We start from the raw sequence: 22,485 nt of genomic DNA, 5'->3' as shown, positions 1-22,485 counted from the left end.
CTGCACCGTGGCGTGACGGGTCGCGGTGACCGGCCGCGCGTGAGTGATTGCGCGTGACTGACTGCGTTTTACTGGCCGCGTTCCTTCAGCAGCACGGGCGTGATGTCGACCGAGCCCTTCTCCGTACTGACATAAGCGGTGCCGTCCTGGATGCTGATCTGCAACTGCATGCTGCGTTCGGCCAGGCCGGCCAGTGCTTGCGACTGGTCAGCCGGAATCTGCCACACCGCCAGCTTGGGTGTGCGTTGCAATTTGTTCTGCAGCCCCGCCCACCACACCGGCGTGCTGCTGGCGAAGCCGATCACGGTGACTTCCTCGGACCGACCCTGCGCTTGGCGCAGCCGGCGCTCGTCGGGCTGGCCGAGTTCGATCCACTGGACGACGTCGCCGGTGAGGTCGAGCTGCCACAGGGCGGGCTCATCGGCATCGGACAGGCCCTTGGTGAACTCCAGCCGGCCCCGCCGATCGTCCGCCGGCTGGTACAGCGCATAGGCGAGGATGCGCATCATCATGCGCTCATCGGTTTCCGAGGGATGGCGGGCGATGGTCAGGCTGTGATCGCCGTAGACATGGCGGTCCATGTCCGAGATCTGGAGCTGGGCTTTGTGGATGGTGGCTTTGAGCGCCATGGCTGCGGTGGCTGGAAGCCGAAACGAACTGAAGCGGCGCATTATCCGGCTCGTGGCATCATGCCGACCGCGACGCGCGGCCCTGGCGCCGGGCGTCCTCCGTTTTGCCTCGGCGGCGGCCGGCCCTCCGACCCGGAGTGGCGCCTGCATCGGCTGCTCGAGGTGCCCTAGAACTGACCGACGAGACAGCATCCCACCGGATGCAGGAAAGCCCCACATGAACACATTGCGCACGATCGTCGCTGTGGCCGCCCTGACGGCCTGCGGCCTGACCATGGCCCAATCCGGCGCCACCGCCAAGCCCGATGCCAAGGCGCCCGCCAAGACGGCCCGTCCCGCCGAAGCCAAGCCCAAGGGCAAGCTGATGACCCGCGACGAGTTGCGTACCTGCATGGTCGAGAACCAGGCGCTGGAGGATGAGAACCTCGCGCTCAAGGCCAAGGAAAAGGACGTGCTGGCCGAGCGCGACGCGCTCAAGGCCTACAAGGCCGAGCAGGACAAGGCCGAGCAGGAACTCCAGGCCCGCGGTACCCAGCTCAAGGCCGACATCGAGGCCATCAAGGTCTTTGGTGCCGAGATCGAAGCTGGCGCCGCCAAGATGGAGAAGGACCAGCTCAAGGCCAAGCAGGAGGAATACACCACCCGCGCCAATGCGCTGCAGCCGCGCATCGATGCCTTCAACAAGGAACGCAACGAGCGCGTCGAGAAGTACAAGGGCTTCAACGAGCGGGTGGATGCCCAGACCAAGGCGCTGGACGACTTCAATGAGCGCGTCGAGACCATGCAGGACAAGCGCGACGAATGGAAGAAGACCTGCGCCAACAAGTCCTATGACGAGGCCGACGAGATCGCCATCAAGAAGGAACTGGCCGCAGGCAAGAAGTGATCGCGGTCGGTGCGCGTCACGGACGCTGACCGCACGCGCGTGATCGGGCCGGGTGTGACATCAGTCCCACCCGCCACATGGATACGGCGTCCCATCCCGCACAGGGGTTGGACGCCGTTTCTACAATGAGCTAACTGAAGACGGCGGTCGCTGACGCTGCTGCAGGTGCTGCGAATGCTGCTCCGCGTCAGCGCGCTGCCGCCGATCCACAGCGCACCAGCGCTGCCGCCGAAGACGAACCAAGGATTGCACCGCTCATGAACGTCGCCAGCACCAACCCCCTCCTGCAGCCCTGGACCGGTCCCTACGGCCTGCCGCCGTTCGAGTCGATCCGCGCCGAGCATTTCCAGCCGGCCTTTGCCCTGGCCCTGCAGGAGCACCGCGCCGAGTTGGCGGCCATTGGGTCGCAGTCGGCGGCGCCGGACTTCCAGAACACCTTGGCGGCGTTTGACCGCAGTGGGCGGCGCCTGGTCTCGCTGGAGCATCTGTTTTCCACCTTGAGCGCCTCGGCGAGTTCGCCTGAGCTTCAGGCGGTGCAGCGCGCCATGGCCGCGCCGCTGGCCGCTCACAACAATGCGGTCTATATGGATGCCGCGCTGTTCGCCCGCATCGAGGTGCTGCATGAGCAACGGCAGTCGCTGGGCCTGGACCCGCAGCAGCTGCGTCTGCTGGAGCGGGTCCATCTGGACTTCGTGCGCGCCGGCGCGCGGCTGCAGGGCCAGGCCAAGGCCCGTTACGCCACCATGATGGAGCGGCTGGCGGAGCTTCACACCCGTTTCGCCCAGAACGTGTTGGCCGACGAGAGCGGCTACCAGTTGTTGCTGCGCGGCGAGGCCGAACTCGCCGGACTGCCCGACTTCGTGCGCGCCGCCGCGCGCCAGGCGGCCCTGGACCGCGGGGTGACGGAGGAGGGCGTTCATGTCGTCACCTTGTCGCGCTCGCTGATCGTGCCGTTCCTCAGCTTCAGCGAACGCCGTGACCTGCGCGAGCAGGCCTGGCGTGCCTGGGTCAGCCGGGGCGAAGTCGCAGGTGCGAGTGATAACCGGGCCATCGTGCGCGAGATCCTGACCCTGCGCCGCGAGCAGGCCGCATTGCACGGCTACCGCAGCTATGCCGACTATGCGCTGGCCGACACCATGGCCGGGCGGCAGTCGGCGGTTCAGGGCTTGCTGGATCAGGTCTGGGAGCCCGCCAAGGCGGCGGTCGAGCGCGAACGTGCCTTGCTGGACGAGGTGCGCACGGCGCTGGGCCATGACTTCACCATCGAGGCCTGGGACTGGCGGTATTACGCCGAGAAGGTGCGCCAGCAGCGCTACCAACTGGATGAAGCCGAGGTCAAACCCTATTTCCCGCTGGACGCCATGGTGCCGGCGATGTTCGACTGCGCCCAGCGGCTCTTCGGCTTGCGGTTTGTCGCGCAGCCGGAGGTGGCGGGTTATCACCCGGATGTGAAGGTCTATGAGGTCCGCGGTGCGGATGACGCGCTGCGCGGCCTGTTCGTGCAGGACAACTTCGCCCGTCCCACCAAGCGAAGCGGGGCGTGGATGAATGCGCTGCGCTGGCAGGCCCGCAATGGCATCGATGCGCTGCCGATCATCCTGAACAACAACAACTTCGCCAAGGGCGCGCCCGGCGAGCCGACGCTGCTGTCCTTCGACGACACCCGCACCCTGTTCCATGAATTCGGCCATGGCCTGCACGGGCTGTTGTCGAATGTCGAGTTCGAACGGCTGTCCGGCACCCAGGTGCTGCGCGATTTCGTCGAACTGCCATCGCAACTGATGGAGCACTGGATGGCCGAGCCCGCGGTGCTCAAGCGCCACGCGCGCCATTACCGCACCGGCGAAACCATTCCGGATGCCCTGCTGGACAAGCTCAAGGCGGCTGCCACCTTCAACCAGGGCTATGAGACGGTGCGCTACTGCGCTTCCGCGCTGGTGGACCTGGCGATCCATGCGCTGGAGCAGGTGGAAGCGCCCGATCCGGTGGCTTTCGAGCGCGACACCCTGCAGCGCCTCGGGCTGCCGCATGCCGTCGGCATGAACCATCGCCTGACGCACTTCCAGCATCTGTTCTCGGGCAACAGCTATGCCGCCGGCTACTACGTCTACCTGTGGGCGGAGGTGCTGGACTGTGACGCCTATGAAGCCTTCGTCGAGGCCGGCGACCCGTTCGACGCGGCCACCGCGCGGTCCCTGGTGGACAACGTGCTGGCCGTGGGCAACAGCCGGGAACCCGGCGCGACTTACCGTGCCTTCCGTGGGCGGGATGCGGCCGTGGGGCCGATGCTCAAAGGGCGGGGGCTGGCCACCGTGTGACGGTCCGTGCCTATGATCGGGGCATGGACTCTGCCTACACCCCGCTCGATGCCGCTGCCGCCGAAGCCTCGATTCGCCCCGGCCTGACCACCCGTTTCGCTGTCGTCACCGGGGCGGGCTCCGGCATTGGTCGAGCCGCTGCTCGCAAGTTGATGCAGGCGGGATGGCAGGTGGCGCTGCTGGGCCGTCGCGAAGACGCGCTGCGCGAAACTGCGTCCATTGCGCCGGACCGCGCCTTGGTATTGCCCACCGATGTCACCGACGAGGCGCAGGTGGCGGCGGCCTTCCAGGCGGTCCAGGCGCGCTTCGGACGCCTGGACCTGCTGTTCAACAACGCGGGCATGGGTGCGCCCGCGTCCGACATCGATCAACTCACGGTGGAGAAGTGGCGCGCCGTGGTCGATGTGAACCTGACCGGCAGCTTCCTCTGCGCCCGTGAGGCCTTTGCGCTGATGAAGCAACAGACGCCGCGGGGCGGTCGCATCATCAACAACGGCTCGATTTCCGCGCATGCGCCGCGACCGGGCTCGGTGGCCTATACCTGCACCAAGCATGCGATCACCGGGCTGACCAAGACCTTGGCGCTGGATGGCCGCAAGCATGACATCGCCTGCGGGCAGCTTGACATCGGCAATGCCGAGACCGATCTCACCGCGCGATTCAAGCAGGGCGTTCCGCAGGCCCACGGCGATGTGATGGTGGAACCGGTGATGGACGTCGATCATGCCGCCAGCGCGCTGCTGTACATGGCGGAATTGCCGCTGTCGGCCAACGTGCCTTTCCTGACGGTGATGGCGACCAAGATGCCCTATATTGGTCGCGGTTGATTTGAGACTGTGATGAACCTGTTGTCCACGATCCTGAACCTGGCTGCCCGCATCCTGCTGGCGGTCGCTTCCCTGGTGCTGTTCTTCGTGATGCTGCTGGTCGGCCTGGCGGTGCTCGCCGGTGTGCTGGTCTGGAGCTTGCTGCGCGGCCGAAAGCCAGTGCTGCATACGGCCACCTTCAAGCGCGCCACCCACATGGGCGCGCACGCTTGGGGCCGCCGCCCCCCGCCGGGCGGTCGCATGACGGATTCGGCCGAGGTGGTGGATGTCGAAGTGCGGGAAGTACCGCACAACGACCCGCGCCTGGAGCGCTGAGCCGCCCATTCGATCGACCGCCTGGTACTGCTGAAACAGGGCGGAGAGCCTCTGCGAACTGAAGGACCAATCGACAGTCAGAGCAGTCAACAGTTTGCAGCCAACAGCCAACAGCCAGCAGGCAGCAGGCAGCAGGCATTAGGCAGCAGGCATTAGGCAGCAGGCAGATGCCGTCTCGAGACGGGTAAGCCCATGGCCCGCGGAGCGAATGCGGAGCGCCTGAGCGAAGCGGGCCATGGGCTTGCCCGTCTGCGCTCGGTGGTGCGACGAACGCGCTGCCACGGCCCGAGCGGTCGCGGGAGGTGCCGGCCCGCCTGTCCGTTCAGGCGCTCCGCATTCACTCCCAGGCGGGCCGGCACCTCCCGCTCGAATCACCGAGTGGATCGGGCCTTTGCCAAATCTACCAATCGTCTCGATTCTGATCTGGCTCTCGCGCTCGCGCTCGGTCTCGATCTCGGTCTCGATCTCGGTCGCTGCCTTGGCGCTGGTCGCGCGCTCGGCTCCGGCTCCGGCTCCGGGCCTCAACTTGTCTTCGGTTCGGGCATTCACTCAGCGGCGAGCTTCATGACGCCGTCAGTTTCAATACTTCGGCGGGCTGCTCAGTTCGTTCCAGAGCTCGTCGTAGATCCGATAGCGCGACGGGCTGATCTTGCCCGCCTCCAGCGCAGTCAGCACCGCGCAGCCCGGTTCATGCCGATGGCTGCAGTTGTGGAAGCGGCAGTCGCCCAGATAAGGCTTGAAGTCGGCCATGTAGCTCGCCAGGTTGGGAGCCGAGATCTGCCTCAATCCGAATTCCTGGAAGCCCGGTGAATCGAGCAGGGCGCTCTTGCGCTCACTGTCGATCCAATACCACTGGGTGGTGGTCGTCGTGTGCCGGCCGGAGTTGAGCGCATGGGAGATCTCGCCCACCTGCGCCTGCGCGTCCGGGATCAGCAGATTGATCAGGGTGCTCTTGCCCGTGCCGCTCGGCCCCAGCACCAAGGTCGCCTGGCCTTCCAGCAGCGGACTCAGGGCCGCGCGCGACGCGTCCTTCTGGCCCTTCAAGCTGAGTTCCAGCACCGAAATGCCCATGGCACGGTACGGCGCCAGGCGTTCCCGGGCCGCGTTCGCGCCCGGCAGGTCGGTCTTGTTGAGGATGATCTCCGCTGCGATGCCGGCGCTTTCTGCCGCGATCAGGGCGCGGGTGAGCTGCGATTCCGAGAATTGAGGATCGACCGCCACCAAAATCAGCAGGCGGTCCAGGTTGGCCGCGAAGCTCTTGGTCTTCCATTCGTCCTGCCGGAACAGCAGGTTGCGCCGGGGCTCGACCGATTCGATCACGCCCTCATGGTCGCTGCTGCGCTTCCAGCGAACCCGGTCGCCGACCACGCAATCACTCTTCTTGCCGCGCGTCAGGCAGTGCACCCGCACGCCGTCTTCATCCTCGATCAGATAGTGACGGCCATGGCCGCGCACCACCAGGCCGATTCGGGTGTCCGCGCTGCTCATGCCGGGCGTCCCGCCAGGACCTGCGGCGAGGCCGCACGTTGCGCGATCGCCGCCAGGCGCTCGCTCGCCGGTGGATGCGAGTAGTAGACCCGCGCAAACAACGGATCGGGCGTCAACGTGCCGGCATTGTCTTCATGCAGCTTGAGCAGCGCAGCGGACAGGTCCTGGCCGCTGGCCTGCTCGCAGGCATAGGCATCGGCTTCGAATTCATGCTTGCGAGACCAGTAGGACATCAGGGGCGTCAGGAAATAAGTGAAAGGGGGCAGGGCGAACATGAACAGCATCAGTGCCAGCGCGTCGTTGGGCGCATCCAGATTCGGACGCACCCCAAGCGACAGATAGAAACTGGCCTGGCCGCTCAGCCAGCCCAGCAGGGCAAAGCCCAGCAGACTCAACAGGAACATCAGCACCATGCGCTGCAGCACATGGCGCCGCTTGAAGTGACCGAGTTCGTGCGCGAGCACCGCCTCCACTTCGGCGGGATTGAGCCGCGCCAGCAAGGTGTCGAAGAACACCACCCGCTTGGAAGCGCCCAGACCGGTGAAATAGGCGTTGCCGTGCGCCGAGCGCCGGCTGCCGTCCATCACGAACAGGCCCTTGGCGGCGAAGCCGCAGCGGGTCATCAGCGCTTCGACGCGCTCACGCAGGGTGACATCGTTCAACGGCTCGAACTTGTTGAACAGCGGTGCGATCACCGTGGGGTAGATCACCAGCATCAGCAGATTGAAGCCCATCCACGCGCCCCAGGCCCACAGCCACCAGGCGCTGCCGGCGGCACCCATCAGCCACAGGATCAGGGCCGCGATCGGCAGGCCGAGTGCCGCGCCGACGGCCAGGCCCTTGAGACCGTCGAGGATGAACAGCCGCACCGTGGTCCGATTGAAGCCGAAGCGCTCTTCCAGCCGGAAGGTGTTGTAGACCGACCAGGGCAGGTCCAGCAAGCCGGACAGCAGTGCAAAGGCCGTCAGCAGCGCGATCTGATAGCCCATCGGTCCGAGATCGGGCAACCAGGACAGCGTCCAGCGATTGAGCAGATCCAAGCCGCCGAGCAAGGTCCAGCCGATCAGCAGCAAGGTGTCGAAGGCCAGATGCAGCGTGCCGATGCGACCCCGGGCCAGGGTGTAGTCCGCCGCCTTCTGGTGCGCCGACAGCGGCACCGTGCCCACAAATGCCGCCGGGACGGCCGCCCGGTGCAGGGCCACATGCCGCATCTGTCGCGAAGACAGCCACAGCTTGATCAGGAAGGAGGCGGCCACCGCCGCCGCGAAGGCCAGGCTCAGCGCCAGAGGCGGCAAGTCGTGCGGGAAGGCGACGGCGGGCGTCGCGGTGAGTGCATGCATGGCGGGAGTGTAGGGTGTTCGCCGCCGTGCGTCGGGAGGGAAAGGCGCATCTGCGAAGGGGAAACCGGGTTCGCGGCAGCGCTGGCGTCGGCGACAATCGCGCCCACGTTCAAGGACACACACAATGAGTAGCGACACCCTGACCGCTGGCAGCACGCTGGCACTGAATGATCAGAACCTGATCTGGATCGACCTGGAAATGACCGGCCTGTTCCCGGATCAGGACCGCATCATCGAGATTGCGGTCGTGGTGACTGACCCGCAACTCACGGTCCGGGTGGAAGGGCCGGTCTTCGCGGTCCACCAGAGCGATGAGACGCTGGACAAGATGGATGCCTGGAACAAGGGCACCCACGGCAAGAGCGGCCTGATCGACCGGGTCAAGGCGTCCACCATCAGCGAGGAAGAGGCCGAAGCCCGCGTCATCGAGTTCCTCAAGGCCTACATCCCGGCCAACAAGTCGCCGATGTGCGGCAACTCGATCTGCCAGGACCGCCGCTTCCTGGCCAACTACATGCCCAAGCTGGAAGACTTCTTCCACTACCGCAACCTGGATGTCTCCACGCTCAAGGAACTGGCGCGTCGTTGGAAGCCGGCCGCGATGGATGGCTTCAAGAAGGCCCAGAAGCACACCGCGCTGGCCGACATCCATGAGTCGATCGACGAACTGATCCACTACCGCGAGACCTTCCTCAAGCTCGACTGAGACCGCCATGACGACGGTGCGCCGCCCCAGCCTGTTGTGGGCGGCTTTCGACTTTCCGCGACATCCACTGGCGCGCGAGGACGGCGAGCGTCTGCGCGGCGCCTATTTCGTCGCGCCCGATCGGCGCCTGGTGGCCCGCGATGCAACGTCCCTGCGCGAGGTGCTGCGCCAGGCGCATGACGCCGCGCGCGAGGGCGCCTGGGTGCTCGGCGGCCTGCGCTACGAGGCGGCCGCCGCACTGGATGCCTCGCTGCCATCGCGCCCGCAGACATCCGGCGAGCCGCTGGCGGAATTCGCCGTCTGGCGCGACGCGCCCGCCCCCTGGCCGGCGGAGATCGAGGAGCGCGCACACGACCTCTCGCCTTGGCGCGACGCCCAGTCGGAGGCCGATGAGCAGTCCCAGGTGGCGCGCATCCGCGACTACATCCGCGCGGGCGACTGCTACCAGGTCAATCTGACGACGCGGCTCATGGCCGAAGCCGGGCCGGCGTTCGAGCTGTCGGACTATTTCTTCGCGCTGCATGCGGCGCAGCCGGGCGGGTTCTCGCTGATGCTGCGCCTGTCCGACGAGCCGCAGGCACCGGGCGAGGAGGGCGGTGAGACGCAGCGCGGGCATGCCGATGAACATCACCTGCCCGATGCCGACCGACCTGCCCGTGCGCGCGCGGTCGCCAGCGTGTCGCCCGAGCTGTTCTTCGACTGGCGCCCGTTGCCGGAAGAACCGACGGCGGTGCATACCTGGCTGCTGTCGGCCCAGCCGATGAAGGGCACGGCGCCGCGGGGCCGCGACCGCGCGGATGATGAGGCCGCCCAGGCCTATCTGCGCACCAGTCCGAAGGAACGCGCCGAGAACCTGATGATCGTGGACCTGCTGCGCAATGACCTGTCGCGCGTGGCGGTGACCGGCTCGGTGCGCGTGCCTCGTCTGTTCGAGCTTCATGCCCTGCCCACCGTCTGGCAGATGACCTCCACCATCAGCGCCGTGAGCCGCACAGGCCTGGGTCTGGATGAGCTCATGGCCGCGCTGTTTCCGTGTGGCTCGGTCACGGGCGCGCCCAAACGTCGCGCGATGCAGGTCATCGACGAGCTGGAGCCTGCCGAGCGCGGTTGGTACTGCGGTGCCCTGGGGGTGATGCAGCCCGGCGGCGTCGCCACCTTCAATGTGCCGATCCGCACCGTCACGCAGCGCGGTGCGGTGCTCACCTGCGGCGTCGGTAGCGGCATCACGCTGGATGCCGAGCCTCAGCCGGAGATCGACGAATGGCGGGCGAAGTCGCGGTTCCTGTCCCGGGCCCAGGCGCCGATCGCGGCGCTGGAAACCCTGCGGCTGGACGACGGCCGGTTTGCCCGTGAGGATCGCCATCTCTCACGCCTGTCCCGCACCGTGCGGCACTTCGGCCTTCATGCCTCCCTGGACGCGGTGCGGGCCCGGTTGCGCTCGATTGCTGCGGCCCATCCGCAGGGCAGTTGGCGTGTGCGTCTGACGGTGACGCGGCAGGGCGACATCAGCGATGAAGTTCGGCCCTTGCCCGTGACCGAAGCCACCGCGCTGGCGCCGCTCTGGATCACACTGGCGGACCGGCCCGTCGACACACGCGGGCCCGATGCTGAGTTCTTTCAACACAAGACCACACGGCGCGAGGTGTACCAGGCGTTCCTGGACCGCAAACCGGCCGATTGCTTCGATGTGTTGCTTCACAACCGGGACGGGGAGCTGACCGAAGGCTGCCTGACCAATCTCGCCGTGCAACTGGACGGTCCCGACGCGCCCTGGCTCACGCCGCGGGCGGCCGCCGGGCTCCTGCCGGGTGTGATGCGGGAGGAATTGCTGGAGCAGGGCCGCATTCGCGAGTCCCGGCTCCTGATCAACGATCTGCGGCGGGCCCATGCGCTCGCCATCTTCAACAGCGTGCGGGGCTGGCGCGAAGCGCGGCTGCTGCACGAGGAATTTCATGACCACCACACCCAACCGGCGCCGCCCGACGGCGCGCAAGCCCCGCGAGGCTGACACGTCCGCCACGAGCCCGATCGAAGGCCGCGAGGACCTCGCGTCCGACGCGGGCGTCGAGTCGCCGAGCGCGACCGCCTCGCTGGCGCCGCTCGATGTCGACGGCGCACTCAACGACGTCTTCCAGGCCTTGATGGCCGAGGACGATGCCCCCGATGCACCTCCGGCCGTCGACGTTCCGCCGGTCGCCAAGCCGCGTGGCCGGCGCGCTGATGCGGCCGCCAAGCCCGCTGCGGCCGCCAAGCCCGCTGCGGCCGCCAAGCCCGCCGCGGCGGCCAAGTCCAGCCGGAAGACCCCGTCGGCCTTGGGGACCGAGACCGTTGCGTTGATCGAGCCGACGGCGTCGGCTCCGATGAGCGGGGCGGTTGAGCGGAGTGAGCTGAGCGAGCCTGTCATCGAGGCGCCCATTCCGTCCGCCAAGCCCGCTCGCAAGCGGGCCGGCCGCTCACGGACTGCGGAGGTCGAGCTGGTGGCGCTGCCCGCTGAGTCGGAGGTGGCGGAGAGCCCAACGGCCTTTGCGCCCACCGAATGGATGGAAACCATCCCGGCGTCCGACGCGGCAGACGAATCGGAAGCCGCTGAAGTGCCTGTTGCCGCACCGGTGTCGCCGGGCCGCAAGCGTCCAGCCCGCAAGCGCGGGGCTGCGCTGCAGGCGGTGGACGTGTCGGTCGATCCGATTCATCCGGCTGATCATTCGGGGGCGCACGCACAGGTTGATGAGGCGGGTGCCACCTCGGAGGCGACTGCCGACCTGGCGTCAACCGCCGAGGAGGCGGTGACGGCACCCGCGGCCAAGCGCGGCCGTCGGTCCAGGAAGTCGGCGGCGATGGTCGATGAGGCTGAGCGGGCGCCGGTGATCGAAGCGGAGGTCGAGGTCGAGGTCGAGGTCGAGGTTGAGCTCGAGGTCGAACCCCCGGCACCTCCGGAGCCGCCACGTTATGCGCTGGGATCCCGTGAGGACGACGGCGTGTTCGGCGACTACGAGCTGCATCACCTCGAGACCGGTGCCACCGTCCGCCTGCGTTTGCTGGGCCCCGATGCCTGGCGCTGCGATTGCGGCGATTACGCGGCTCATGGCGAATGCGAGCACGGCGAAGCGCTGGTGTCGCTGCTGGGTGTGGCGCAGTTGCGCACCTTGGTGGCCGGCTGGCCGGCGCGCGAAGCCGAGGTGTGGCTGGTGCCCGGGGCGCAACGTCGCCTGCAGTGGGTGCCGGGGCGTGAGTTGCCGCCGGCCCTGCGCGAGCGGGCCGGGTTGGACGAGGAGGGCCGCGTCGATGCGGAGTTCTCTCACGACTGGCTTCAGCACTTGCTCAGCGACGCTCGTGCCCAGGGCGTGGTGCTGCGGGTCGATGCGCCGGTATGGCCGCAGCTTGCGTGGGCTCGCGATGCGCAGGCCCGGGTTCGACGCCTGGAGCGGCTGATGGCCGATGGCACCGCCATGGCCGGGCTGTTGGGTGAGGAACTGCCCGTCTATCAATGGGAAGCGGCGCTGTTTGCGGTCTGCGCGGGTCGCGCCCTGGTGTTTGACGATCTGGGTCTGGGCCAGCGCGGCGCGACGGTCGCTGCGGTCCGGCTGTGGAGCGAGCTGTTCGACGCCGGCCCGGTGCTGTTGGTGGCGCCTGCCGCGGCCCATGCCGCCTGGCGGCGAGATTTCCAGCGCTGGCTGGGCGAGGTGCCCGCCGGCTTGACCTTGGCGGCGCCGACGGCCGGCAAACCGCCGGCCATCAAGCAGCCGCCGGCGCTGGTGATCGTGGACGGCATCGAAACGCTGAGCGCGGACGAACTGCAGACGCTCCGCGACCTGGCAGCGCCGCATCTGCTGCTGCTCGCTGGGCAGGAGCCGCTCAGCGACCCGCGGCTGGGTGAGTGGGTCGACTGGCTGGACATCGCCCGGCGCGGTCCGCTCGCCCAATGGCAGGCCCTGCCGGCCGATGCCGGCAAGCGTGCCCGGCGCGAGGCGCTGGAGGCGATCGTGCTGTCGCGTCGCAAGCGGGAGTTGATCGACGAACTCCCGGCGGCGTTGCTCACGCCGATCTGGCTGGAAGCCGCCGGCGCGAGCTTGCCGCAGGCGCCGCTGAAGCAGCTGCGTCAGCAGATCGAGCGCTGGACGGCGAAGCGCTTCCTCGGCACGGCCGAGCAGCAGCAATTGCTGGAAGCGCTGGCGCTGCTGCCGCCCGCGTCGCGTCAGGCTCTGGCGGCCAAGGCGGAGGCGGTGCTCGCGCTGCGCCGGGACTGGGTGCAGTCGCCGGTGCCGGCCGCCGCGCGGTTGCTGCTGTGCGCGCGGTCCGAAACCCTGCTGGACAGCCTCGCCCAGTCGCCACAGTTGCGCCGCTTGCCGGCCTACCGTCTGCGGGCCGGCGATGCGGTGAACGACCGCGACGCGACCCTGCAAGCCTGGCGCGCGGCGGAGGCGGGTGTGCTGCTGGCCAGCGACGACGCATTGGCCAGCCTGCCCGAGGACCTGCTGGTTGAGGACCGGCTGGCGCTGGTGCATGCCGACTTGCCATGGCAGGCGCAGGCTTTGGCGCATCGCGTCGAGCTGGCCTGCGGCGAAGAGGCGGCGGGCGTGCCTGCGGCGCTCTTGCTGATCGAGGGATCGCTCGACGCGGCCTTGCTGCGGGCGCAGCGCGAGGGCCTGCAGTTCCCCGCCTGGCTGGATGCGGCGCCGGCCTGGCTGGACGTCGATCAGTTGGAGTCGCTGATGGCGGTGCTGCCGCCGCTGCTGGAAGGGCTCTGACCGCGTGCCCTGAAACCGGGGCTCGAAACCGCGTCTCGGATCCGGGGCGCGACATCGGCTCTTGAGACTGGCGCCCGAAACCGGCCCGACATCAGGGGGCAGATCGGCCATGAGAAAACGCCCCGATTGGGGCGTTTCTTTTTCCCCGAACGGCCCTTGCGCCGCGAGTCGGGCCGCCCGCCATCGGGGTCGATGGTCTCCATGGACGGCGTGCCAAATCCGTCTCGCAATAAAGGGTAGGTGGAAACCCGGAATGGGGCTATACTGCGCAGCTTCATTGCCCTACGAGGCAATGTTTCGTACGTCTCCTCTGACCTCTTTGCGGTCCGTAGCGCTCACGGCAAGCCCGTGATCCTCGCACCGCAAGCCCATCGGGTTCGGTCGGCGGCGATGCCGTCGCTTTGACTGTTCCCCGGCGCCTCACCAGCCTTGCGCACCGCGTTCTGCGGTCGCGTCCGCGTTCTGGTGTACGACGCGAGCTTTCTCCCAGCGACATTACCTTCCGCCGACAGTGCACTCACTGCAGCGGCGGACAGCGATTCGGCGCGACCCATGGCGGTCAGCAGCCGGAGCGTTTATTTGGACTTGAGATGACTTTCGATCACGACATGAACGCCGACGCCTCGAACGAAGCGATGGACCAGGACCTGGAGACGTCCGCACAACAAGACACCGCTGAGCCGGTGATCGACGCTGCGCCCGGCGGCGCCGCTTTCTCCACGCTGGGTCTGCACGAAGCGCTGCTGCGCGCCGTGAAGGACTCCGGCTATGACAACGCCACCGAAGTGCAGTCCCGCGCGATTCCGCCGGCACTGGGCGGCGCGGACCTGATGGTCTCGTCGCGCACCGGTTCGGGCAAGACCGCGTCCTTCATCCTCCCGGCCCTGCAACAGGTGCTGGATGCCCGCGCCGCTCGCGCCGCTGGCAACAAGGCCAAGGTGGTGGGCCCGCGCGTGCTGGTGCTGGCACCGACCCGTGAACTGGCGATGCAGGTCGCCAAGGCGGCCATGACCTACGGCCGTCACATCCAGGGCCTGCGCGTGGCCACCGTGCTGGGCGGCATGCCCTATGCGCAGCAGCTGCGCGCACTGGCCGGCCAGCTCGACATCCTGATCGCCACCCCCGGCCGTCTGCTCGACCACATCAACAGCGGCCGCTGCAAGCTCGACAGCGTGACGATGTTCGTGCTGGACGAAGCCGACCGCATGCTGGACATGGGCTTCATCGACGACATCAACTTCGTCGCCCAGCAGATCCCGGCCGAGCGCCAGACGCTGATGTACAGCGCCACCTTCGCCGGCAACACCGGCCGCCTGGCATCGCAGCTGATGAAGGATCCGCAGCGCATCGACGTGTCGGGCCACACCGAGACCCACGAGAACATCGAGCAGCGCCTGCACTGGGCGGACAACAACCAGCACAAGCGCAAGCTGCTGGAGCACATCCTGGGCGAGCGTGATGTCGACCAGGCCGTGGTTTTCACCAGCACCCAGCAAGACACCGAATGGCTGGCCGAGCAGCTCGAAGCCATCGGTCACCGCGTGGCCGCGCTGCACGGTGGCATGCCCCAGGGCAAGCGCACCCGCACCCTGATGGCCCTGCGTCGCCGTGACCTGCGCGTGCTGGTGGCCACCGATGTCGCCGCCCGCGGCATCGACGTCCCGACCATCTCGCACGTCATCAACTTCGGTCTGCCGATGAAGGCGGAGGACTATGTCCACCGCATCGGACGTACCGGCCGCGCCGGTCGCTCCGGCATCGCGGTGACCCTGGCCGAGCGTCAGGATCTGTCGATGATCAAGCGCATCCAGCAATTCACCACCCAGCAGATCCCGGTCTCGCGCATTGCCGGCCTGGAGCCGCGTGCCGATGATCCGCGCATCTTCGCGCCGCGCCCGGGTGACCGTGCGGACCGTGGCGACCGCGGCGGCTTCGGTGGTGGCAACCGTGGCGGCTTCGGCGGCAATCGCGGTGGCTTTGGTGGTGGCCGTCCGCAAGGCGGTGGCGGCGGTTATCGCGGCGGTGACAACCGCTTCGACGGCGGCGCCCGCTTCGAGCGTCCTGAAGGCGCCCGTCCGCCCTTCGGCGGTGAGCGTCGCGAAGGCGGCTTCGGCCAAGGCCCGCAGGCCAACCGTTTCGAGCGTCGTCCCGACGCGCCGCGTTTCGGCGATCGCCCGCAGGGTGACCGTCCGGCCTTCGGCGATCGTCCCCCGCGTGACGGCCAGGGCTTCGGCCAGAACCGTGGCGGCTTCCAGGGCCGTCCGGCTCACGGTGGCGACCGCTTCGGCGCGCCGACCGACCGCCCGGCATTCCGTGGCAATGAAGCCCGCGGCGAGAACCGCTATGAAGAGCGTCCGCGCTTTGAAGGCCGTCCGGCCAAGCCCGCCTTCGCTGGCAAGGGCGTGCCGGCACGTGGTCCCCAAGGCGGTGACCGTGGCGACCGCGGCGGTGATCGCGGCGGCTTCCAAGCGGCTCGCAAGGGCCCGCGCAAGGGCTATTGATCGACATCGCCAGACGTTGATCAACACGCCGATCAAGACGCGGCTCGAGTTGCCGACGGCACGCACCGGGAGCGCCTGACGCATGCGGGTGGAAGGGCGAATCGTCCAGTGGGACGACGCGAAGGGCTACGGCTTCATCGCGCCGTCGTCCGGTGGTCCGAAGATCTTTGCGCATGCAAGGGCTTTCGGGCTGCGGCCGCGCCGCCCCTTTGTCGGTGAACGGGTCAGCTATGAACCCGGCACCGATGCGCAGGGCAAACCCCGCGCGCTGAAAGTGCTCAGCCTGGAGCCCAAGCCCCAGGCCGCTGCGACCGCAGGCGCCGCCTCATCGGCGGCTGGCGGTCGCTCGGCCAAGGGCCGCGGCGCTTCTTCGCGTGCCTCCGGTGCGGGGCCGCGTGCATCGGCCGGAGCGGCCGGAGCGGGTGGCAAGCCCGGCGCCTCCTCGAGATCGTCGCCGGGATCGTCATCCGCATCGTCCTCGTCCTCGAGTGGCGGTGTCTGGCTGATCCCTGTCTTTGCCTCGTTGGTGCTGCTCACCCACCTGGCCTGGCCGATTCCCAACGGCCTGTGGGGCCTGTACATGGCCATGAGCCTGGCGACCTTCATCGTCTATGGCCTCGACAAGCGCGCCGCCCGCCTCGGGCACTGGCGCGTGAAGGAATCCACGCTTCACGGACTGGCGCTGCTCTGCGGCTGGCCGGGTGCGCTTCTGGCACAGCAATTGCTGCGGCACAAAAGCGCCAAGCCCCGCTTCCGGCGCGTGTTCTGGTTGAGCGTGTCGCTCAACATCCTGGGATTTGTTCTCGTGTTTACGCCGTTGCTCTCACCGCTGTTATCGCCGTGGATGGCACAGTGGCGGTCCATCGGTGGTTGAAGTGTGATGTTGCAGTTGAAAGTGATCGACACGGCCGATGTGCCTGCCGTGATGGCCCTCCAGGCCGAGTGCTACGGCCCGGAATTCCTGGAAAGCGCCGAGGCCTTCGAGGCCAAGCTGCGCGCGACGCGCGGCCTGCATTGTTCCTATCTCGCCGTGGAAGGCGATCGCATGTTGGGCTACGTGGTGAGCCTGCCGGTCGGCGCCGAGGGCCTGCCGGCGCTGGACGCCCCCCACATCGAACGCGCACGCACGCCCGACAGCCTCTATCTGCACGACCTGGCGGTCTCGCCCGCCGGCCGCGCCCAGCGTCTGGGCCACAAGCTGGTGCAGCAGGTGGTGCAACGTGCCCAGGACATGGGCCTGCGCCAGGTCTCGCTGGTGGCGGTTCAAGGTTCATCCGACTATTGGCGACGCCTGGGCTTCCAGGACGCCGATGCGCCGCTGTCGGCGGCTATCGCACAAAAGCTGGCCAGCTTCGGCCCGGACGCGCGCCTGATGCGGCGCGATCTCGTGCCGGCTTGAAAGATTGCGGGTTGTCCCGGTCTCCGGGTGCCGGGCAGGACCTTCAGGCCTGGGATAATCCCCCGCCATGACAGCGATCCCGGGAGGCGCGGTGCACGATACGCTGCGCGACGATCTCCCCGAACCTTCCTTCGAAGACTATTTCCGCGAGGGCCAACTGCCGCAGGACTCCCTGCTGTGGTGGCAACTCGAACGCAACGAAAGCCTGCTGACGGCACAGCGGGCGCTGTTCCACGGCCCGGCGTCGCTGGTGCGCCTGCGGGTGTGGGTGTTCATCGAACTGATGAGCCTGCCGCAGTCCCGTCTGGCCCGGGACGACCTGAACCGCCATTTCCATGTGCTGCGCGATGAAGCGCTCGAGCTGGTGCTCAAGCGCCTGCGCGATGGCCATCTGCTGGCCTGGGATCCGTCCAATCAGCATTACAGCGTCACGCCGCTGGCGCAGCAGCTGATGGCCTTGGTCTCGCCGCTCACGCAGGGGCTGGATCAGGATGCCGACCTGGCTGGCTTGCTGGCCAACGTGGCCGGCGCGCAGCAGCTCGGCACGCTGGAGCCCGCGCAACTGCAGCATCTGCTGGCCCAGCTCTCGCGGCTGTACAACGAATTTGCAGATGCCATTGCCTCGGGATCGGAGTTCCATCTTAGACGCGCCCGGATGCGCTTCGAGCGTGCGCTCAAGCTGGTCGAAAAGGCCAGCGAGGCGCTGTCCGCCATCATCCAGCAGGCCCAGACCGAGGGCAATGCGCGGCTGGAGCGCCTGGCCCGTGAGCTCGGCCTGGCGCAGGCGCGGCTGCTGGCGATGGCCAGCCAGTTCAATCGCGCGCTGCAGCAGGCCGACCGGCAACGAGTGACCCTGGGCTCCACCGGCATCACCACCACCGACGTGCGCCGCTGGCTGCAGGACGTTCCCTTCCTTGAAAACCTGGCGCTGGGGGCCTTGTCGCGCCCGGTGCATCCGGTCTTCGTGGCCCAGCATGAGTTGCTGGACAGCTGCGAAGCCGAGTTCGAACGCGATCGACCCAAGCCCCCCACACCCGAGCCGCTGCCGACCGGCCTGCAAGCGCCGACCGGCGAGCTGGCGGTGATGAGCCTCCCGCCCGAAATGGGCCAGTTGCAAGCGCTGCTGGGCCGCTGGGGCGGCGACGGCGTGCAGACCAACGACCTGCGACCGGCAGTGCTTGGCGGCAGCTATGCCCGAGCGGCCTACCGCGCCCAGTTGCTGCCCTTGCTGGGCGACCCGCAGGCGCAGCATCTGGCCGGGGCCACCGGCGACATGGCGCGCCAGCCGTGGCGGGTGCGCTGGTCGGTGCTGCAAGGACCGGTCGACGATGAATTCGTGTCCTGGATGAGCCAGGGCGTGCTGCACTCGACCGATGTCGAGCCGCCGGTCGATCCCGAGCCTGAACCCAAGCCAGTGCCCGCGGCCGATCGCCCCAAGCGGACCCGCCGCAAGGCGGGCAGCGCCCCCGCTGCCACTGCTGCGGCTTCCCCGGCTTCCATCCCTGCTGAGGAGGCGACGCCCGGGTCGCCACCCGTCGCTGCCGCTGACGCGCCTCCCGATTCCCAGTCCGATGCGGATGCCACCGCGCCGGCCGATCCTTCTTCTCCCCAGCCATGAGCAATCAACTTGATGACGCCGCCCAACTGGCGGCCCAACTCCTGGCGCGTCGCTGGTTGCCGCGCAGCCAGCCGCTGGTCAAGCGCGCCCTGATCGATCAGGAACTGTGGCGGGCCGTGAATGAGCGGGTGGCGGCCGTCGGCCTGCGGGTGGTGGACAACGTCTACGCCGATCACATCAGCGTGGCGATGCTGCGACCCGCCGAGGTGGCCGTGTTCGGCGAGACCGGCTTGGCGGCCAACAACAACCTGGACCTGCCACGCGACGGCGTGGCGCTGCTGGTGGTGGTGTGGGCGTTGATCGTGCTGCCCAAGCGTCAGCGTCAACTGGCGCGGGCGGAAGAAGCGGCGGAAGGGCAGGGCGAGATGTTCGCCACCGACAAGCCGCTGCCCAACGCCTCCAGCAGCGCACCCACGCTGTCCTACCGCAGCCTGCTGGCCGATTTCGGCAATCAGCTGGGCAAGAAGATGCGTCTGGACTCCAACCTGAAACTGCTGGAGCGCCAGGGCTTCATCACCCGCAAGGGCGAGGACATCGCCGAAGGCCCGCTGCTGGACCTGCTGCTGGACTACGACACCCTGGCCCCGCGCATCCTCGACGGTGCCCTGGCCGATGTGCTGGCCCGGAGCACCGACGGCGAGGCCAGCCCGATGCTGGCGGCCATTCTGGCCGCCCGCCACAACGAAGAATCCGATCTGAGCGACGCCTGATGTTTCATCTCCAATCCCTGGAACTGCTGCACTGGGACTATTGCCGCCGCGTCTCGATGCCGCTGGACGGCAACATCATCACCATCGCCGGGCCCAACGGCTCGGGCAAGACCACGCTGCTGGATGCGATGCGCACGCTGCTGGGGCTGGAATGCTCCGGTGGCCGCACCTACAAGACCTACGCCCGTCATGCCAATGCCGAGACCGCCTGGCTGCGCGCGCTGGTGGACAACCGTCCGCGCAATCGGCAGAACAGCAGCCGACCGTTCGCCAGCTCGCTGCTCTATGCCGACCAGGTGACCCTGGCCTGCCGCATCTCCCGCCAGGGCGGCGACTGGGTGCGCCGCTACACGCTGATGGACGGCGTGCATGAGATCGAGACGCTCGATCAGCGGGCCGACAAGGAATGGCTGGGCATCGAGGCCTGGAAGAAGCGCCTGGAAGCGGCCGGCCTGACCCGCGCCATCGGCCGGGTGCTGGCGCTGGAGCAGGGGCAGACCGATCGTCTGTGCGAGCTGTCCTCCAAGGAACTGCTGCGGCTGGTGTTCGAGGTCTTCGGCGACCAGGAAGTGCTGGACCGCTACGAACTCGCGCGCAACCACCAGCAGCAGCTGACCAAGGAAGTCGAGCAGGCCACGCACGAGCTCTCGCATTCGCAGGCGCAGCTCTCGGACCTGTCCAACCGCGTCACCAGCTACCAGCAGTACCAGCTGCGGCTCAAGGAGCGCGAACGCTTGGCCACTGAAGTGGTGCCGGTGCTGCAATGGAGCGAACAACGCCAGCGCACCGCGCAGCAGTTGCGGGAGATGCATCGCCAGCGCCTGTTCGCGCGTTCGGACCAGCGCGGCATGAGCGAAAAGCGGGCGCATCTGCTGTCGCTGTTCCAGGCCCAGGAGACCGCAAAGAATCGCCTGGCCGAGTTGGAAACCGACCGCAAGGCGGCCCGGCAGGCCTTCGAGGCGGCGCGCGACGGCGAGCGTCCGATGGAGCAGCTCGCCAAGCGCGAAGAAGACCTCAAGGCCCTGGCCGCAGTGGAAACCGACGGTGCCGCGTTGACCACCCGTCTGGAGGAGCTCGGCACCCGGCAGCATCAGTTGCGCGAGAGCTTCACCCGTCACAACGACCAGTCCCGCAAGGCGCAGGCGGCGATGGACGAGCTCACCGGCCAGCGCCTGCCGCCGCCGCCGGTGGAGGTGACCCGGTTCCGCAAGGCCCTCGACGAAGCTGGCATTGCGCACCATGTGCTGGCGGACTGCATCGACATTGCTGACGACCAATGGCGCGCCGCCGCCGAAGGTTTCCTGCGTCCGTCACGCTGGGTCGTGGTGCTGGCGCGCAGCAGCGATGAAGGCCAGGCCTATCGCATCGCCTCGCGCGAGCGCTACCGACACTATGTGGTCGCGGACGGCGAACATGCGCCTGCGGTCAGCCCCAAGGACAGCCTGCTGTCGGTCCTGAGGTTCAATGCGAAGGCGCCGGCCTGGCTGCTGCGTCAGCTGGCTTCGATCCGCTGTGTGGGCGATACCGACAAGGGTGCGCAGGCCGGCGGCGAGTGGATCACGCCCGAGGCCTATTACCGCGACGGCCGCGGTGGTCGCAGCTTGTGGGTCGAACCGCGCGAGTATCAATTCGGCGATTCGGCGCTGGATGCGCGTCGGGCGTCGCTGGAGAAGGAGCTGGCGCGATACGACCTGGAGTTGTCGAAGATCGCCAAGGAGCAGGTCGAGATCGAGCGGCAGCTCAAGGATGCGCAGCGCGCCGCGCAAGGCCACAAGGCGGCCCAGGAGCTGGTCGAGCGCGCTGAGGAATTCGCCGAAGCCCGCGCCCGGCTGCCGGGCCTGCGTCAGGCCCGCATCGAGGCGGCCACCCGGATGGCCGCGCTGGACCAGGAGCATGACCGCACCGTGGCCCAGTCCACCCGCACCGAACGGGACTACGAAGCCGCGCAAGCCGGCTTGAAGGCCAGCGAGGACAACGTATTGCGCGCCGAACGCGATTGGGCGTCACGCCGGGATGATCTGCTCGGCCAGGCCCGCGCTTCCCGCGAGGCGAAGGCGAAGTTCCCGGCGGCATGGCTGCATCCGGCGCGCCTCAACGCGCTGCGCGACGAGTTCGAGAATGCCAAGCAGGCGGAGATCGCCTCGCGGCATGTGCAGCAGGAGCTCGACACCGGCGTCTGGGAAACCGATCCGCAAGTGCAGGACCGTCATGCGCGGATGCACATGGCGGTGCTGGAGCAGACCTCGCAGTTGGACGACCGACGGGCCAGCAACGAAATGGCCCGGATCGCCGCCTTCAATGCGCGCGACCGCTACATCGACGTGCTGCGTGCCACGGTGCGCCGCTACAAGAAGAATGTTCAGGAACTGGGCGAACTGGCCGGCGTGCATGCGCAGGCCGAGCTGCCGCATCTGGACAACGACGACACCGTGCTCGCCCAGGCGGGCCTGCATGTGAAGTTCAACTTCGACGGCAAGGGCGAGGTCGGACTGAACGACGGCGAAGCCTCCGGCGGCCAGCAGGTGCTCAAGAGCTTGATCCTGCTGGTCGGACTGATGAAGGACGATGACGCGCCCGGCGGCTTCGTGTTCATCGACGAACCGTTCGCCCACCTGGATGTGCGCAACATCCAGCTGGTCGGCCACTTCCTGAAGAGTACCCGCGCGCAGTACCTGCTGACGACGCCGATCACCCACAACGTGGAGGTGTTCGAGCCGTCGGAGATCACGCTGGTCACCAGCAAGAAGCCGCGCGGCGAGCGCTGGGCGCCGCCGATCGCGGTGCTCGCGCGCAAGCCGGAGGTGTCGGTCTACGACTGATCAGCGGCGTGGTTCCCGTCTGTTCCAGGAATCGACGGCTGAGGGTCCGGGTACTCGTCGCCGCCCTGCGCGCGATGTCTTGCAGGTGCAGGGGTTGGTCGAGGTTCTGCGTCAGCCAGCCCAGCAGGGGTTGAAGCGGTGTTATCCGACTCGTTCTTCGCCCGCCTCTTTGCCTCGGGCGCCT

The 22,485-nt window shown here is 67.9% G+C and carries 16 protein-coding genes; 13 read left to right on the top strand and 3 right to left on the bottom strand.

The window, feature by feature from the left end:
- Positions 1–68: 68 nt before the first annotated feature.
- Positions 69–629, bottom strand: a complete 561-nt coding sequence (locus N4261_RS15115; protein ID WP_261756124.1) for a YaeQ family protein — start codon at positions 627–629, stop codon at positions 69–71.
- A gap of 217 nt (positions 630–846) precedes the next feature.
- Between N4261_RS15115 and N4261_RS15110 the strand changes: the two genes are divergently transcribed.
- The 4 genes from N4261_RS15110 (at position 847) to N4261_RS15095 (ending at position 4,975) form a co-directional block, all read left to right on the top strand.
- On the top strand, positions 847–1,515 hold the full coding sequence (locus N4261_RS15110; RefSeq protein ID WP_261756123.1) for a hypothetical protein: 669 nt from the start codon (positions 847–849) through the stop codon (positions 1,513–1,515).
- A 257-nt stretch (positions 1,516–1,772) separates the two neighbouring features.
- Positions 1,773–3,833: a M3 family metallopeptidase gene (locus N4261_RS15105; RefSeq protein WP_261756122.1), complete on the top strand. Its 2,061-nt coding sequence runs from the start codon at positions 1,773–1,775 to the stop codon at positions 3,831–3,833.
- Between the two features lie 23 nt (positions 3,834–3,856).
- Positions 3,857–4,660 (top strand): SDR family oxidoreductase, encoded by an 804-nt coding sequence (locus N4261_RS15100; RefSeq protein WP_261756121.1) that lies wholly within the window; start codon positions 3,857–3,859, stop codon positions 4,658–4,660.
- 12 nt (positions 4,661–4,672) lie between these two features.
- Positions 4,673–4,975 carry a hypothetical protein gene (locus tag N4261_RS15095; RefSeq protein WP_261756120.1) on the top strand — a complete coding sequence of 101 codons (303 nt, stop codon included), beginning with the start codon at positions 4,673–4,675 and terminating at the stop codon, positions 4,973–4,975.
- 579 nt (positions 4,976–5,554) lie between these two features.
- Here N4261_RS15095 and rsgA read toward each other — a convergent pair.
- Both rsgA and N4261_RS15085 read right to left on the bottom strand, forming a co-directional pair.
- Entirely contained in the window at positions 5,555–6,463 is a 909-nt protein-coding gene (rsgA, locus tag N4261_RS15090) for a ribosome small subunit-dependent GTPase A (protein ID WP_261756119.1), read from the bottom strand.
- Entirely contained in the window at positions 6,460–7,803 is a 1,344-nt protein-coding gene (locus tag N4261_RS15085; RefSeq protein ID WP_261756118.1) for a M48 family metallopeptidase, read from the bottom strand. Before N4261_RS15085 ends, rsgA begins: the two co-directional genes overlap by 4 nt.
- Before the next feature lie 124 nt (positions 7,804–7,927).
- Between N4261_RS15085 and orn the strand changes: the two genes are divergently transcribed.
- The 9 genes from orn (at position 7,928) to N4261_RS15040 (ending at position 22,301) form a co-directional block, all read left to right on the top strand.
- Positions 7,928–8,509, top strand: coding sequence for an oligoribonuclease (gene orn / locus N4261_RS15080; RefSeq protein ID WP_261756117.1), 582 nt, complete (start codon positions 7,928–7,930; stop codon positions 8,507–8,509).
- 7 nt (positions 8,510–8,516) lie between these two features.
- Positions 8,517–10,517 carry a chorismate-binding protein gene (locus tag N4261_RS15075; RefSeq protein WP_261756116.1) on the top strand — a complete coding sequence of 667 codons (2,001 nt, stop codon included), beginning with the start codon at positions 8,517–8,519 and terminating at the stop codon, positions 10,515–10,517.
- Positions 10,462–13,254, top strand: a complete 2,793-nt coding sequence (locus N4261_RS15070) for a hypothetical protein (protein WP_261756115.1) — start codon at positions 10,462–10,464, stop codon at positions 13,252–13,254. The genes N4261_RS15075 and N4261_RS15070 overlap by 56 nt, the downstream gene beginning before the upstream one ends.
- 590 nt (positions 13,255–13,844) lie before the next feature.
- Complete coding sequence (locus tag N4261_RS15065; RefSeq protein WP_261756114.1) at positions 13,845–15,755, top strand: DEAD/DEAH box helicase; 1,911 nt, start codon at positions 13,845–13,847, stop codon at positions 15,753–15,755.
- An 82-nt stretch (positions 15,756–15,837) separates the two neighbouring features.
- On the top strand, positions 15,838–16,629 hold the full coding sequence (locus N4261_RS15060; protein WP_261756113.1) for a DUF1294 domain-containing protein: 792 nt from the start codon (positions 15,838–15,840) through the stop codon (positions 16,627–16,629).
- A gap of 6 nt (positions 16,630–16,635) precedes the next feature.
- Positions 16,636–17,154 (top strand): GNAT family N-acetyltransferase, encoded by a 519-nt coding sequence (locus N4261_RS15055; protein WP_261756112.1) that lies wholly within the window; start codon positions 16,636–16,638, stop codon positions 17,152–17,154.
- Positions 17,155–17,221: 67 nt separating this feature from the next.
- Positions 17,222–18,772, top strand: a complete 1,551-nt coding sequence (locus tag N4261_RS15050) for a hypothetical protein (protein ID WP_261756111.1) — start codon at positions 17,222–17,224, stop codon at positions 18,770–18,772.
- A complete protein-coding gene (locus tag N4261_RS15045) occupies positions 18,769–19,482 on the top strand; it encodes a hypothetical protein (RefSeq protein ID WP_261756110.1) in 714 nt (237 codons plus the stop codon). Before N4261_RS15050 ends, N4261_RS15045 begins: the two co-directional genes overlap by 4 nt.
- Positions 19,482–22,301 (top strand): ATP-binding protein, encoded by a 2,820-nt coding sequence (locus N4261_RS15040; RefSeq protein ID WP_261756109.1) that lies wholly within the window; start codon positions 19,482–19,484, stop codon positions 22,299–22,301. Before N4261_RS15045 ends, N4261_RS15040 begins: the two co-directional genes overlap by 1 nt.
- Positions 22,302–22,485 lie beyond the last annotated feature (184 nt).

Source organism: Roseateles amylovorans, assembly GCF_025398155.2.
Classification (GTDB): domain Bacteria; phylum Pseudomonadota; class Gammaproteobacteria; order Burkholderiales; family Burkholderiaceae_C; genus Roseateles; species Roseateles amylovorans.
Note: the sequence above shows the minus strand (reverse complement) of the source record. Positions and strands in the feature narration are given on the sequence as shown.

Bases quoted from the DNA above. Each gene is read 5' to 3' on its own strand.
- N4261_RS15060 (WP_261756113.1), top strand. From the start codon at position 15,838: ATGCGGGTGGAAGGGCGAATCGTCCAGTGGGACGACGCGAAGGGCTAC.
- N4261_RS15085 (WP_261756118.1), bottom strand. From the start codon at position 7,803: ATGCATGCACTCACCGCGACGCCCGCCGTCGCCTTCCCGCACGACTTG.
- N4261_RS15040 (WP_261756109.1), top strand. From the start codon at position 19,482: ATGTTTCATCTCCAATCCCTGGAACTGCTGCACTGGGACTATTGCCGC.
- N4261_RS15115 (WP_261756124.1), bottom strand. From the start codon at position 629: ATGGCGCTCAAAGCCACCATCCACAAAGCCCAGCTCCAGATCTCGGAC.
- N4261_RS15105 (WP_261756122.1), top strand. From the start codon at position 1,773: ATGAACGTCGCCAGCACCAACCCCCTCCTGCAGCCCTGGACCGGTCCC.
- N4261_RS15055 (WP_261756112.1), top strand. From the start codon at position 16,636: ATGTTGCAGTTGAAAGTGATCGACACGGCCGATGTGCCTGCCGTGATG.
- N4261_RS15065 (WP_261756114.1), top strand. From the start codon at position 13,845: ATGACTTTCGATCACGACATGAACGCCGACGCCTCGAACGAAGCGATG.
- N4261_RS15075 (WP_261756116.1), top strand. From the start codon at position 8,517: ATGACGACGGTGCGCCGCCCCAGCCTGTTGTGGGCGGCTTTCGACTTT.
- N4261_RS15100 (WP_261756121.1), top strand. From the start codon at position 3,857: ATGGACTCTGCCTACACCCCGCTCGATGCCGCTGCCGCCGAAGCCTCG.
- N4261_RS15070 (WP_261756115.1), top strand. From the start codon at position 10,462: ATGACCACCACACCCAACCGGCGCCGCCCGACGGCGCGCAAGCCCCGC.
- orn (WP_261756117.1), top strand. From the start codon at position 7,928: ATGAGTAGCGACACCCTGACCGCTGGCAGCACGCTGGCACTGAATGAT.
- rsgA (WP_261756119.1), bottom strand. From the start codon at position 6,463: ATGAGCAGCGCGGACACCCGAATCGGCCTGGTGGTGCGCGGCCATGGC.
- N4261_RS15095 (WP_261756120.1), top strand. From the start codon at position 4,673: ATGAACCTGTTGTCCACGATCCTGAACCTGGCTGCCCGCATCCTGCTG.
- N4261_RS15110 (WP_261756123.1), top strand. From the start codon at position 847: ATGAACACATTGCGCACGATCGTCGCTGTGGCCGCCCTGACGGCCTGC.
- N4261_RS15045 (WP_261756110.1), top strand. From the start codon at position 18,769: ATGAGCAATCAACTTGATGACGCCGCCCAACTGGCGGCCCAACTCCTG.
- N4261_RS15050 (WP_261756111.1), top strand. From the start codon at position 17,222: ATGACAGCGATCCCGGGAGGCGCGGTGCACGATACGCTGCGCGACGAT.